The sequence below is a fragment of the Flavobacterium soyae genome, assembly GCF_045348165.1.
Classification (GTDB): domain Bacteria; phylum Bacteroidota; class Bacteroidia; order Flavobacteriales; family Flavobacteriaceae; genus Flavobacterium; species Flavobacterium soyae.
Genome location: NZ_CP150845.1, coordinates 4,849,663 through 4,863,846, shown reverse-complemented (window position 1 = coordinate 4,863,846; position 14,184 = coordinate 4,849,663). Strand labels below are relative to the sequence as shown.

The 14,184-nt window shown below is 34.6% G+C and carries 15 protein-coding genes; 13 read left to right on the top strand and 2 right to left on the bottom strand.

Annotated features, from left to right (window positions below):
* Positions 1–4: 4 nt before the first annotated feature.
* The 13 genes from AABD74_RS20095 (at position 5) to moaA (ending at position 11,439) form a co-directional block, all read left to right on the top strand.
* Positions 5–2,221 (top strand): molybdopterin oxidoreductase family protein, encoded by a 2,217-nt coding sequence (locus AABD74_RS20095; RefSeq protein ID WP_406844076.1) that lies wholly within the window; start codon positions 5–7, stop codon positions 2,219–2,221.
* Between the two features lie 18 nt (positions 2,222–2,239).
* Complete coding sequence (locus AABD74_RS20090; RefSeq protein ID WP_406844075.1) at positions 2,240–2,809, top strand: 4Fe-4S dicluster domain-containing protein; 570 nt, start codon at positions 2,240–2,242, stop codon at positions 2,807–2,809.
* A gap of 10 nt (positions 2,810–2,819) precedes the next feature.
* Positions 2,820–3,332, top strand: a complete 513-nt coding sequence (locus AABD74_RS20085; RefSeq protein WP_232682741.1) for a ubiquinol-cytochrome c reductase iron-sulfur subunit — start codon at positions 2,820–2,822, stop codon at positions 3,330–3,332.
* Positions 3,333–3,357: 25 nt separating this feature from the next.
* Positions 3,358–3,606, top strand: coding sequence for a DUF6755 family protein (locus AABD74_RS20080; RefSeq protein WP_053470284.1), 249 nt, complete (start codon positions 3,358–3,360; stop codon positions 3,604–3,606).
* A gap of 162 nt (positions 3,607–3,768) precedes the next feature.
* Positions 3,769–4,941: a gephyrin-like molybdotransferase Glp gene (gene glp, locus AABD74_RS20075; RefSeq protein WP_232682743.1), complete on the top strand. Its 1,173-nt coding sequence runs from the start codon at positions 3,769–3,771 to the stop codon at positions 4,939–4,941.
* Between the two features lie 201 nt (positions 4,942–5,142).
* The gene (locus tag AABD74_RS20070) at positions 5,143–5,889 is read left to right on the top strand and encodes a sulfite exporter TauE/SafE family protein (RefSeq protein ID WP_406844074.1); all 747 of its coding nucleotides are present in this window, start codon (positions 5,143–5,145) and stop codon (positions 5,887–5,889) included.
* A gap of 282 nt (positions 5,890–6,171) precedes the next feature.
* Positions 6,172–6,744 (top strand): molybdenum cofactor guanylyltransferase, encoded by a 573-nt coding sequence (locus tag AABD74_RS20065; RefSeq protein WP_406844073.1) that lies wholly within the window; start codon positions 6,172–6,174, stop codon positions 6,742–6,744.
* 6 nt (positions 6,745–6,750) lie between these two features.
* Complete coding sequence (gene cobA / locus AABD74_RS20060) at positions 6,751–7,539, top strand: uroporphyrinogen-III C-methyltransferase (protein WP_406844072.1); 789 nt, start codon at positions 6,751–6,753, stop codon at positions 7,537–7,539.
* 2 nt (positions 7,540–7,541) lie between these two features.
* Entirely contained in the window at positions 7,542–7,781 is a 240-nt protein-coding gene (locus AABD74_RS20055) for a MoaD/ThiS family protein (protein ID WP_406844071.1), read from the top strand.
* 9 nt (positions 7,782–7,790) lie between these two features.
* Positions 7,791–8,861, top strand: coding sequence for a molybdopterin-synthase adenylyltransferase MoeB (gene moeB, locus AABD74_RS20050; protein ID WP_406844070.1), 1,071 nt, complete (start codon positions 7,791–7,793; stop codon positions 8,859–8,861).
* A 228-nt stretch (positions 8,862–9,089) separates the two neighbouring features.
* The gene (locus tag AABD74_RS20045; protein WP_406844069.1) at positions 9,090–9,521 is read left to right on the top strand and encodes a molybdenum cofactor biosynthesis protein MoaE; all 432 of its coding nucleotides are present in this window, start codon (positions 9,090–9,092) and stop codon (positions 9,519–9,521) included.
* Positions 9,522–9,530: 9 nt separating this feature from the next.
* A complete protein-coding gene (gene moaCB / locus AABD74_RS20040) occupies positions 9,531–10,445 on the top strand; it encodes a bifunctional molybdenum cofactor biosynthesis protein MoaC/MoaB (RefSeq protein WP_406844068.1) in 915 nt (304 codons plus the stop codon).
* Positions 10,432–11,439: a GTP 3',8-cyclase MoaA gene (gene moaA / locus AABD74_RS20035; RefSeq protein ID WP_406844067.1), complete on the top strand. Its 1,008-nt coding sequence runs from the start codon at positions 10,432–10,434 to the stop codon at positions 11,437–11,439. Before moaCB ends, moaA begins: the two co-directional genes overlap by 14 nt.
* A 214-nt stretch (positions 11,440–11,653) precedes the next feature.
* On the opposite strand, the gene AABD74_RS20030 is transcribed toward moaA, so the two are convergent.
* Positions 11,654–12,268 (bottom strand): hypothetical protein, encoded by a 615-nt coding sequence (locus tag AABD74_RS20030; RefSeq protein WP_406844066.1) that lies wholly within the window; start codon positions 12,266–12,268, stop codon positions 11,654–11,656.
* A gap of 422 nt (positions 12,269–12,690) precedes the next feature.
* On the bottom strand, positions 12,691–14,121 hold the full coding sequence (locus AABD74_RS20025) for a rubredoxin (protein WP_406844065.1): 1,431 nt from the start codon (positions 14,119–14,121) through the stop codon (positions 12,691–12,693).
* Between the last annotated feature and the right edge of the window lie 63 nt (positions 14,122–14,184).

Below are 14,184 nucleotides of genomic sequence, written 5' to 3'. Positions count from 1 at the left end.
AGACATGGCAAAACTACCCGTATCAACTGAAAAAATAATTGAAGCATTTGGTCCGCATTTAAATTATGCGCCTGTAGATGGTTACGATGGAAGAGACGAACCAGATGACGTTGTAAAAACACATTGCTGTTTTTGCGGAATGCAGTGCGGAATTCAGTTATTAGTGAAAGAAAATAAAGTAGTAGGTTTTGAACCGTGGATGGAATTTCCTTTTAATGAAGGACGTTTGTGTCCAAAAGGCGTTCAAAGATATTTGCAGAATAATCACCCAGATAGACTTTTACATCCGATACAAAGAGTAGAAGGAAAAGGTTTTGAAAAAGTTTCATGGGATGATGCCATGGATAAAACCATTTCTGAAATAAAAAGAATTCAGGAAAAATACGGAAAACATGCATTCTCCATGTTATCTGGAGTTTCATTAACCAATGAAAAAAGTTATTTAGTTGGAAAATTTGCCCGTGTTGCTTTAAAAACAAGAAACCTCGATTACAATGGAAGACTTTGTATGGTAAGTGCCGGAGCCGGAAATAAAAAAGCATTTGGTTTAGACCGTGCTTCAAACAATTATTCTGATTTAGAATATGCCGAAGTAATTATAGTTACGGGAGCAAACATCAGCGAAACTTTCCCAACCCTAACACATTGGATTTGGAAAGCAAGAGATCGCGGAGCAAAATTAATTGTTATTGATCCAAGAATGATTCCGCTGGCAAGAACTGCCGATATTCATCTCGATGTAAAACCCGGAACAGATTCTGCTTTATATGGCGCAATGCTGAAATATTTGGTAGATCACGACATGTTAGATCATGATTTTATTGATAATTATACATCAGGATTTCAGGAAACAATCGATGCTGTTAAAGATTATACTCTGGAATGGGCAGAAGAAGTGACCGGAATTGACAAAGAAAAAATTAAAGCCGCCGCCGAATTATGGGGAAAAGCAAAAACAAGCTTTTTACTGCATGCGCGCGGCATTGAACATCATTCAAAAGGTGTTGATAATGTTTTAGGCTGTATCAATCTCGTTTTAGCAACAGGAAGAATAGGTAAACCTTATTGCGGTTACGGAACAATTACCGGACAAGGAAACGGTCAGGGTGGAAGAGAACACGGACATAAATGCGATCAATTGCCTGGAAACAGAGATATTGAAAATCCCGAACATAGAAAATACATTTCTGAAGTTTGGGGAATCGATGAAAAAGATTTACCCGGAAAAGGACTCACCGCTTATGAAATTATAGAAGCCATTCATAGAGATGAAATCAAAGGATTAATTTCGATTTGCTTCAATCCGCTGGTTTCACTCCCAAACAATAATTATGTGCGTTCGGCACTAGAAAAATTAGAATTTTACGTATGTATAGATTTCTTTTTAAATGAAACTGCCCGCCATGCCGATATTGTTTTGGCAGGATCTTTACAGGAAGAAGAAGAAGGAACAACAACTTCTGCAGAAGGAAGAGTGATCAGAATCAGGCAAGCGGTTACGCCTCCGGGAGAAGCACGAACTGATACTTCGATTTTATTAGAAATTGCAGAACGTTTGGGCGAAAAAGATAAATTCACGTACGATAATAGCGAACAAATTTTCAACGAACTGCGTGTCGCTTCAAAAGGCGGAACAGCAGATTATTTCGGAATCACCTATAAAAAAGTAGAAGATAATATGGGCGTTTTTTGGCCTTGTCCAACAGAAGATCATCCCGGAACGCCAAGATTATGGGAAGATAAAAAGTTTAAAACCCCAGACGGAAAAGCGCATTTTAATCCTGCGCCTTATAAACTTCCGGGCGAAGTTACCGATGAAGAATATCCAATAACATTAACAACAGGCCGTGTAGTTTCACAATATTTAAGCGGAACCCAAACACGCCGAATTGGAAAACTGGTAGATCAGTTTCCAGAACCAATGTTAGAAATTCATCCTGAATTAGCTGCAAAATACGGAATCAAACAAAGAGAATTAGTAAGAGTGGCAACGAGAAGAGGCGAAGGAACTTTTCCTGCAAATATTGTAGAAACCATTAGAAAAGATACTGTTTTTATTCCATATCACTGGCCGGGACATAAATCGGCGAATCAATTAACGCCGGGAACTTTAGATCCAATTTCTAAAATTCCGGAGTTTAAAGTCTGTGCCTGTTTATTAGATTCTCAGGGAAAAATAGCGCCGCCGGCCAAAGAATCTGAAGCGTATGCAAGTGTTTAATCTATAAAAAAGGAAGTTATGAATTTGACCAATTTTAATACAAACGAAGAGTTTTTTGTAGATATGCAGCGCTGCATTGGCTGTAAAGCCTGCGAAATGGCCTGTGCCGAATGTGAAACCAATGGCCAACAAACCTTAATTAGCGTGAATTATGTAGATCGTTCGTCGACAATTCAAACCACAGTTCAGGTTTGTATGCATTGTGAAGATCCGGTTTGTGCCAATGTATGTCCAGCCGATGCAATTTCGCAAGATGAGTTTGGTATAGTACATACTGCAAATACCGAAAGATGTATAGGATGTTCAAACTGCGTGATGGCTTGTCCTTTTGGAGTTCCGAAAAAAGTCGAAGAATACGATTTGATGATGAAATGCACGATGTGTTATGACAGAACTAGCGTAGGCAAAAAACCAATGTGCGCCACAGTTTGTCCAAGCGGTGCATTGTTTTACGGAACAAGAGAACAAATCGAAGAAATGAGACCGAATAGTACGCCAATCAATAATTTTATTTTTGGACAGGAAAAAGTCAAAACTAAAGTCAATATTATGATGCCAAAAGGTAGTAATGAATTAAGAATATATTAAATCTAAATCCATGTCAAAAGAAGATAATTTAAATCAAAACTGGAAAAAAGATTTCCCAATAAAAAAACAGGAATCAACTCAGGTCAGCCGACGCGATTTTGCTAAATTCCTGACTTTTGTTTCAGGCGGATTAATGGTAGGAAGCGGATTCGTAACCGCAAAAGCTTTTTTATTGCCAAAAGAGGAAGTGCAAGGTGAACATTTTATATGCAATAAGGAAGATGTTCCTGTGGGCGGAACTCGTGGTTTTGTTTTAGAAGGAAGTACAATTCCGTATATATTAATTCACTTAGAAAGCGGCGAATTTAGAGCCTACGAGCAAAAATGTACGCATCTTTCGTGTTCCGTATTTTACAAACCCGGAACCGGAATTATACATTGTCCTTGTCACGAAGGTTCATTTGATGCCATGACCGGCGATGTAATTGCAGGTCCGCCGCCAAGAGCTTTACCGCAGTTAGAAGTTGTATTTAAAGAAAATGCTGTTTTTGTTAAAGCATTAATCGAGAAAAAAGACAGCTAAGATTTTATAATTTAAATTTATAGATATGAGTACTTTTAGACGAAGCCAGAACCGTGCTAACCCTAATAAGCTGAACAATATACTTTCGACACTTATTTTTATTCTGATTTTAAATGTCAGCATTCAAATCTGGCTTTTATATGCATCCTTAAATAATGCATTAGAAAATAATAAGGAAATATTAATTCCTGCCTTTATAGCTTCAGCAATACTATTTTTTATTGGTTTTGCATGGTTATATTACCTTCCAAAAGGTAATTTTAAAAGAAAGTAAATCAAACACTTCAACTTTAAAAGCTATTTGATTTTTTCGCTCGGTATTTAAAAGAATTAAGCTAAATTTATATTTTTAAAAAATTTAGGCACTTAATTGATTTAACTAAGTAAAAATACTTATATTTGTAATAAGTATTTTTTGCTTGCAAAAATAACACGAATGATTAAAGTAGAAGATGCGATAGCGATTATTGAGGCAAACAGCAAAAAAATGCCGACAAAGCTAATCTCGGTTAGCAAAGCGTTAGGGTATGTTTTGGCAGAAAAAGTAATTTCGCCAATCGACATGCCGCCGTTTCGCCAGTCGGCAATGGATGGATATGCATTCACGCACAGTATTCGACATCAATATGATATTATTGGGACTTCACAGGCTGGAGATCATTCAAACATAAAGCTGAAAAATACAGAAGCAATTAGGATATTTACAGGTGCTTTTGTTCCCGATAATGCTGACACAGTCGTAATGCAGGAACATGTAATGGCAAATAAAGATTCAATTTTGATTGCCACAATGCCTGAGAAGTTTTCTAACGTTCGCCCAAAAGGAGAACAAATTAGAAAAGAGGATATAGTTTTTGAAGCCAATACTTTAATCACGCCCGCAGCAATTGGATTTTTAGCTTGTTTAGGAATTACAGAAGTTGAGGTTTACAAAAAACCGAAAGCAGCCATTTTAGTTACCGGAAATGAATTAGTACAACCAGGAAAAAAACTTAAAAAAGGAAAAATTTTCGAAAGTAATTCGGTTATGCTGGAAGCAGCACTAGAAACTATCGGAATCAAAAAAACGAAAGTTTACAGAGTAAAAGATAATTTAAAAGCGACAAAAAATGCGCTTAAAAGTATTCTGAAAAAATACGATGTTGTTTTAATTTCCGGCGGAATTTCAGTTGGAGATTATGATTTTGTAAAAGAAGCATTATTGCAAAACGGCGTTCAGGAATTGTTTTATAAAATCAATCAAAAACCTGGAAAACCTATGTTCTTTGGCTCAAAAAATGAAACTTTAGTTTTTGCATTGCCAGGAAATCCAGCTTCATCGCTGACGAATTTTTATATTTACGTTTCACCGGCGATAAAAAACAAATTAGGATTTACAGAAATTCATAAAACAAAAGTAGTTCGAAAATTAAATTCGGATATTAAGAACAGCACTGGAAAAACATTATTCTTAAAAGCAAAATACGACGAAACAAAAGTCACAGTACTCGACGGACAAAGTTCTGCAATGCTCAACACTTTTGCCGTAGCAAATAGTTTACTTATTGTTCCGGAAGATATTCAGGAATATAAAAAAGGACAATTAGTAACGTTATTGCCGATAGATTAAGAAATTTTAGATTTTAGAATTCAGATTTTAGATTTTTAGAAAAAGAAAATAGAATAAAGAGTATAGAGAATAGATTTTTGGGGATTAAGGATGAAAAGCAGTGTGTAATATAAAACATATGGCTTAGCAACTTGAAACCTGACACGAGGCTTTAGCCGAATTGGCGAAGCAAACAAAGAAAACCTGAAACAAACAAAAACAATGAACCTATTAAGTTCTGAAAACATATTATTATTCAGTTTTGCTTTAATTGTAATTGCATTTTTATATTCAAGCGTTGGGCACGGCGGAGCATCGGGATATTTGGCTTTAATGAGCATTTTTGCTTTTCCGGTTTCAATTATGAAACCATCGGCTTTGCTGTTGAATTTGTTTGTTTCGAGTATTTCGTTTTTGTTTTATTATAAGAATAATTATTTCAAGCCCAAACTCTTTTATCCGTTTGCAATTGCTTCAATTCCGGCAGCATTTATTGGAGGTTTTATAACTTTAGATAATGCGATTTATAAAATTGTTTTAGGAGTTGTGCTGGTTTTTGCAGCGTTGAGGTTGTTTGGAGTATTTAATTTTAAAGAAAAAGAAGAAGTAAAAATTAATCTTCCAATTGCATTGGTAATTGGTTTTGCAATAGGTTTATTATCAGGAATGTTAGGAATAGGCGGCGGAATTATTTTGAGTCCGATTTTATTGTTTTTAGGATGGGCATCAGTAAAAGAATCGGCAGCAGTTTCGAGTTTATTCATTTTTGTGAATTCAACTGCCGGAATGTTAGGTTTCTTTTTAGGAGGAAAAACAATCCCGATGGAAAGTTTTTACTTAGTTCCAATTGCAGTTGTAGGAGGAATGTTAGGAGGATTTTACGGAAGCGGTTCTTTCTCTAACAAAACATTAAAAATGGTATTAGGAACAGTGATTTTGATGGCAAGCGTTAAATTGATTTTTCCTTGAAATAATAATAAAATAGAAGTCATAAGTTCTGTACGCAGAATTTTTTGCCACTCCCGATAGCTATCGGGATTCACAGATTAGAAAGGATTTTTGTTTGCAATGAATTAAACAAATTTAAATGAAGTTTTTTTGGCTTCTACAAATAAAAATTTGCGAAAATTTGTGTAATTCGTAGCAAAAGAATCAAGACAAAGTATTTCAAAATAATCACTTTAATCTGTGAAATCCCGATAGCTATCGGGAGTGGCAGAATAAATAATAAAACCTGAAACAAAAAAAAACATGGAAACACTAACAGTATTTATTCTTTGCGGAGGAAAAAGCTCCAGAATGCAGTCTGAAAAAGGATTAGTGCTGTTTCAGGAAAAACCATTTATAGAACATATAATTAAGGCAATTTTACCTATTACAGAGCAAATAAAACTAATTACGGCATCAAAAGAATACAATTATCTGCCGTATGAAAAAATGCCGGACATTGTTTCAGATAAAGGACCTTTAGGCGGAATTTATACAGCGTTATCTAATTCTAAAACCGAATTTAATTTGATTTTGAGCTGTGATATTCCGTTGATTTCGACAGAATTATTAAAAGAATTAATTTCAAAACATACTGAGGAAGCCGGAATTACCATTTTTGCTTCAGAAAGCCGCTTGCATCCTTTAATTGGAATTTATTCAAAAAAAATCCTTCCAGTTATAAAAAAGGCAATTGAAACGGATGAATTAAAAATGATGGATTTACTGGCAAAGGTACCGCATCAAATTATCAATATAGATGAAAGTGAAAACTTTCCTTTAACGAATATTAATTCGGCCGACGAATTAAATGATCTGAATATCAATTTAAGTTAAAAGATTATGCAAAACTTAAAAACACCAAAATTAACGATTGTTGGCGCAGGACCAGGAGACGTTGAATTGATTACGATGAAAGCCATAAAAGCTTTAAAAAGTGCCGATGTAGTTTTGTATGATGCTTTGGTCAACGAAGAATTATTAGAATATGCATCAAATGCCGAAATTATTTTTGTTGGAAAACGATTAGGATGCCATGCTTACACACAAGATCAGATCAACGATTTGATTGTTTCAATGGCCAAAAGTCACGGACATGTGGTGCGTTTAAAAGGTGGGGATCCGTTTGTTTTTGGAAGAGGAAGCGAAGAAATCGAGTTCGCAGAAGAATTTGGAATTGAAACTGCCATTGTTCCCGGAATTTCATCTGCTTTGGGCGTTCCTGCTTCGGTTGGAATTAGTCTGACACAGCGCAAAGTTGCCGAAAGTTTTTGGGTTATTACCGGAACAACTTCAGAACATAAATTGTCAAAGGATATTCATTTAGCTTCAAAGTCGGCTGCAACAGTAGTAATTTTGATGGGAATGCATAAACTGGAAGAAATTATTTCGATTTATCAGGAAAACAGAAATGACGATTTACCAATTGCCATTATTCAAAACGGAACAAAAAATTCAGAACAAAAAGTGATTGGAACTATCAATACAATCACTAAATTGGTTGCTGAAAAAAATATATCATCGCCCGCAATTATTGTAATTGGCGAAGTGGTTAGAAATACTTCAAGCTGGATTTCCTATTTTCAGGAACATTTTGAAGATGAATTCATTTTTCAGAATTTAAATTTATAAAAATGATCGAGATTAAATATTTTGGAGCTGTTGCCGAAAAGACAAAATGTGAATTCGAAAAATTATCTTTTTCCGAAGAATTGTCTTTGCAAAAACTATTGCAGGATTTAAACGAGAAATATGAGTTCGAATCACTTTCTTTTAGCGTAGCAGTAAATCAAAAAATAGTTTCAAAAGCAGCAGATTACAATTTACAAACTAGTGACATTGTTGCTTTATTACCTCCGTTTGCCGGAGGATAAAATTAATTTATGAGTGCATCAAACCGATATAACCGACAAATGATTCTTCCTGAAATAGGAGAGGATGGTCAGCATAAATTATCGAAATCTAAAGTTTTGGTTATTGGTGCCGGAGGTTTGGGTGCGGCAATTCTGCCTTATTTAGCCGCAGCCGGAGTTGGTGAAATCGGGATTGTAGATAATGATACAATTGAAATTTCAAATTTACATCGTCAGGTAATTTACAAAAGTTCGGCTGTTGGGAAATCCAAAGTTGAAGAAGCAAAATTGATGATTTCAGAATTGAATCCGCTGGTGAAAGTCAACGCTTTTGCTGAGAAATTATCAGGTAAAAATGCCATTTCGTTATTTGAAAATTATGATATTATTGTTGACGCAACAGATAATATTTCGATTAAATATTTAATAAACGATGCTTGTTTAGCAACTAATAAACCAATGGTTTACGGTTCTATTTTTAGGTTTCAGGGACAAGTTTCGGTTTTCAATTATCAAAACGGGCCAACATACAGATGTTTGTATCCAGATAAAAACATTAATGCATTAAATTGTGAAGATGCCGGAGTAATTGGAATTTCGGTTGGAATTATCGGAATGTTTCAGGCAAATGAAGTTTTAAAAATGATTCTGGGGATTGGAGAAGTTTTAAGCGGTAAAATATTAGTTTATAATATTCTCAACAACGAACAGCAAAAATACGATTTCGATAAAAGTGATTTTCAGTTAATAAACAGAGAATTATTCGAAGAAAAATATAATAAATCTGAAGTTGAAGAAATAAGTTTTGAATCGATTTTGCATGAAATAAACAAAGATTCCGTTTTATTTTTGGATGTTAGAAATGAAGAGGAACTGCCGAAAATCAGTTTAAAAAATCAAATCCAGATTCCTTTGCAGCATTTAGAAAATGAAATTGAAAAACTGGATAAAAGTCAAACAATTTATATTTTCTGTCAATCTGGAATTAGAAGTAAAATTGCAGCAGAATTGCTTCAAAAACATCAATTTAATAATATAAAAAGTATTGCTGGCGGAGTTTTAGCGATGAAACAATTATTAGCAACAGAGATAAATTTATAGCCACAGATTACACAGATTAAAAAGATTTTTTTTGAATTACTGGTGTAAAGTTTTTTGCCACGAATTAGACAATTTACACTAATTTTTTATTCAAAAAAATCAAAAAATAATTCGTGGAAATTAGTGTAATTGCTTCGCCTGTTCGCTATTGCTCGAGTCGTGGCAAAAGAAAAATCCCTTTAATCAGTATAATCTGTGGCAAAAAAACTACAGTAACAAATAAAAAAAATGAGTAAAAATGTATTTGTAGAAGGACCAATTTCTCCTGAATTTATAGCGGAGTCGATTGCTAAACATCAATCGAAACACACAATTGGCGCACATAACATCTTTTTAGGACAAGTTCGTGCCGATGTAATTCACGACAATACTGTCGTAGCAATCGATTATTCGGCTTATACGGATATGGCGAATGAAGCTTTGCACACCATTCGCGAAAAAGCTTTCGCTAAATTCGATTTGACCTGTATGCACATTTACCACAGTTTAGGCGTTGTAAAAGCAGGCGAAATTTGTTTGTTCGTTTTTGTTTCAGCAATGCGACGTAAACAAGTTTATGAAGCAACTGAAGCGATCGTAAACTGGATAAAAACCGATGTACCGATTTTTGGCAAAGAAATGTTTGAAAACGATACATTTACTTGGAAACAAAATACCTAAGAAAACAGAATGGTAGATATTACGCATAAAATAAGCACATTAAGAAAAGCAACCGCAACGGCAATTGTAAAAGTCAGCAGACAAGAAACAATTGATGCTGTAGTAAACAATTTGGTTCCGAAAGGAAATGTGCTCGAAATGGCAAAAACGGCTGGATTATTTGCAGTAAAAAATACGCATTTATCGATTCCGGATTGTCACCCGCTTCCTATTGAATTTACTTCGGTTGAATATAAAATTGAAGGATTGGAGATTTATATTATCTTTAATGTAAAAACCGTTTATAAAACCGGAGTTGAGGTTGAAGCCATGCACGGCGCATCAATTGTAGCGCTTACAATGTATGATATGCTAAAACCGATTGATAAAGAAATCGAAATTTCGACCATCAAATTGATTAATAAAGAAGGCGGGAAATCTTCTTTTAAAAATAAATTTCCGTATGCGATAAAAGCAGCGGTTTTTGTTTGTTCTGATTCCATTTTTGCAGGAGATAAAGAAGATAGATCTGGAAAAATTATTGTGGAAAAATTAGATTCTTACGGAGTTGAAACTTCTCATTATGAAATCATCCCTGATGAATTAGATATAATTCAGGAAAGAACAAAAGCTTACGCAAAAGATAATCAACTAGTAATTTTTACAGGCGGAACGGGATTATCTCCAAGAGATGTTACGCCGGAAGCTTTATCACCAATTTTAGAAAGCAGAATTCCCGGAATCGAAGAAGCAATTCGCGATTACGGACAGCAGAGAATGCCATACGCAATGCTTTCAAGAACTGTAGCCGGAACTTTGGGCAAAAGTTTAGTTTTGGCTCTGCCAGGCTCAACAAACGGAGCGAGAGAATCGATGGACGCTGTTTTTCCGCATGTAATGCACGTCTTTCATATTTTAAAAGGAAAAAATCATGACAGCCTCTAACACAATTTTGACGGATGTTTTTGGGCGCAGACACAACTATCTGCGTATTTCGCTGTTGGAAAAATGCAACCTGCGTTGTACGTACTGCATGCCGGCTGACGGAATTGCGCTTTCTCCTAAAGCCAGTTTAATGACGGCTGAAGAGATTTTTGGTATCGCCCAGACTTTTGTACAAAATGGTGTTGACAAAATTAGATTAACAGGCGGAGAACCGCTTTTACGAAAAGATTTTCCGGAGATAATCGCAAAATTAGCTGATTTAAATATTTCACTTTCGATAACTACAAACGGAATTTTAATAGATCGTCATATCGACGTTTTAAAACAGTTTAAAGTCAAAAAAATCAATTTGAGTTTAGATACACTGGTTTCGTCTAAATTTCATTCTATAACGCTCAGAAATCAGTTTGAGAAAGTTGTAGATAATCTGCATTTGCTTTTGAATAATGATTTTCAGGTTAAAGTAAATGTAGTTTTAATGAAAGGTTTTAATGACAACGAAATTGTCGATTTTGTTAAACTAACGCAGTTTCTGCCTATTTCAGTTCGGTTTATTGAGTTTATGCCTTTTGCTGGAAACGAGTGGGACAGGAGCAAAATGGTTTCTCAAAATGAGATTTTATCTTTAGTTGGAACTCAATTTTCTTCTGAAGAGATTCTGAAATTAGAAGACGAAAAAAACTTCACTTCAAGAAATTATAAAATAAAATGTTTTCAAGGCGATTTCGGAATCATAAGTTCGATTACAAATCCGTTTTGTGACAGCTGCAACCGAATCCGCTTGACGGCAGATGGAAAAATAAAAAACTGCCTTTTTTCCAATTCAGAAACAGATCTTTTAACGCCTTATAGAAATGGCGAATCAATTACAAATTTGATTTCTCAATCTGTTCAAAATAAAAAGAAAGTCCGCGCCGGAATGGTTACGATGGATGAAATGAATGATCCTAAGAAACATTTTGACAATCGTAGTATGATTGCGATTGGAGGTTAGGAGTTAATTATTAATTGTCAGGCTGAGCGAAGTCGAAGCCTTTTTTCACATAATCTTGTCATTTCGACGAAGGAGAAATCGCACTCGTAAATCGACAAAGATTTGCTCTTCACTTTGCGGAGCTTCTAGTGCGATTTCTCCTTCGTCGAAATGACAAAACTGTGCGTTAAAACAAAAAAAGGTTCAACTTTTAAAGTCAAACCTTTCTTTGATATTATTTTTTCTTTTTAGCTTTTGCCTTTTTTTGAGACTTCGCTTTCTTCTTTGCAATTTTTTTTGCTTTTGCTTTATCTTTAGCTTTTTTAGCTTTTTCTTTTTTCTTAGCTGCGGCTTTTAGTTTTGCTTTTTTAGCTTTTTCTTTCTGTTTGTCTTTTTTAGCTTTCTCTTTTTTCTTAGCTAATTGCTTTTTCGCTTTGTCCTTTTCTTTGTCTTTCACTTTCTTTTCTTTTTTGTCAGATTTATTTTTAGCAGCTTCTTCACTTTTAACTACTTCATTTGTGCTTTCTTTTTTTACATTAGTAACAGCAGTTTCTGTAACCACTGTTTTTGCTGCTTCGGGTTTAATAGCTGGAGTTAGTACTTTTTTAGCAGGAGTTCTTCGTACCGCCGGTTTTGGTGTAGTTGCTGCTGTTTTTGTAACAGATGCTGCCGGGGCTTTTGTTGCAGCAGGTTTAGCCGTTGCAGTAGTTTTAACTGGAGCAGCTTTACGAACTGGTGCTTTTACTGGTGTTGCATTTACAGCCTTTACATTTTCTGCTGCGGGCTGAATATTTTCAGTTGTAGGTGAATCAATTTTCTCTGGGGTAATTTCTTCGTTCTTGTTTTCCATATAAATGTGCTTTTAAATGAGGATTATTAATAACAATGTAATCAAATTGTTAATTTATGGTTAAGTAAAGATAACTATAAAACAAGTTTCCCAATGTTAAGTTTTTTGTTAAAATTTAACATTAAGTGTTTGAAAGTGAAATGTTTAGTTTTTCTGATAAAATTTATACTTCAAATCTCTTAACAATTCTACATGAAAAAATAGAAGAAATTGCTGTATAAATGTGAAATATTGTAAAAAGCGAGATGTAAAAGGCGGGCAGTAAAATGCATTTTACCGATATTTCTTTTAAAAAATGATTGCCATTACCCCGATGGAAGAGAAAATCCTTTGTGTCAGTCCGAATAGCTATCGGGACTGGCACAAAGGATTTAGAAGGACAATGGGATTAGCTCCTAATAATTTTATTATGGTGTAAATGTTTAATTCTCTGCAATTTCCAGAATTTTGAAATTGCTTTTTGGTGCTCCGCATAAGGAACAGCAATAATTTTCTCCTAAATCTGTAAACAAAATACCTTTTGGAATACCTTGACTTTCATCTCCGTATTCTGATTTATAAAGTGTCAGGCATTCCTGGCATTGGTAAATATCCTGCTGTGGTTTTTCTTTTTTCTGCTGGTTTTCTGTAGTCTCTGTCGCTGTATTTCCGAGTTCGTCGAAATATTTTCGGCTTAATTCGATTAGAATAGTTGGCAGTTCAAGTTTGTCAATGTCTTGTGAATGAACGATATATTCACGTGTATTTGGGTCGAAATTCTTCGCAAACAAAACATTATAAGTATCACGGATTTTAATTGATTCTAAAGCTGCTGGAAGTTCGTTTTTTTCAACAACAATTGAAGTAAAATAATGTCCGTCGCGATTATACTCTGATAATCCAAATGTTAGACCATAAGTACTAATATCAAATTGATCGAGCGTTCGAACTAAAAAAGTTTTTAAACTTAAAGCCCATTCCATTGCAACAGGCAAATGCCAGTTAAGTTCTAAGAGAGAATGACGCACGTTGATCCCTCTTTTGCCTAGGAATTTTTCCCATTCTAGTTTTCGATCTTTTGGAATTCCTTTTATGATGAATGATTTCCAGGGCGTAATACAGATTTTTCCAATTTTACAATCGAAACATAAATCGCACATTTCTTTCAGGAAATCAAGATCGTACAAGTTATTTCGCCAATAAAGACCAAGCCAGTATTGATCGATTCCCATTCTATTCATTCCTTCATAATAAGGAAACGGATAAAACGGAATATTTAAAGGCTTGTCAATTGTTCTGTTATTGGTGTCTAAAGCTTCGCTGACCAAATTAAAAATCAAGTCAATTCCGATAGATTCTTCGGCGGTAATTTTTTCGATTTCGTAATAGAATTTGGCAATATCCCAGCTGTAAATCAAGACAGGATAAACTTCCATACGTTCCCATTTTGGTAAACGAATGTATAAATACCAATAATCTTCGTGTTCTGAAGCAATGAAGTTTAAATGTCCCGTAAACAACGGTACCAGCTGTTGTTTCGGATCGTTTATATTAACTTTAAGTTTTGGCTGTTCTTTAAAAAGCTCCAATATATATAGGAATTTATTTCCGGTAAGCCAATTTGTATTTCTAAAAATATCAGTCGAAACATAAGACGAAACAATATTATTTCCACTTTTTTGATCGGGATAAACAAAATGATGTTTTCCTAAAGCGTTTTTATCCAAAGATTTAAAACTTTTCGGGAAAATAATATCCTGTCTGGAGCCAAATGAAATAGATTCCAAACCCTGATCCATTGCCATATTAACAACTTCTCTCAACTCTCCCGGCGAAATAACGCCTCCTTTTACTATTAATCTTGTCAATTCCATTTTTTTGTAGTGTTCAGTGTTCAGAATTTTTAGTGTTCAGTTTGCAGTGTTCAAAGTTCAGAG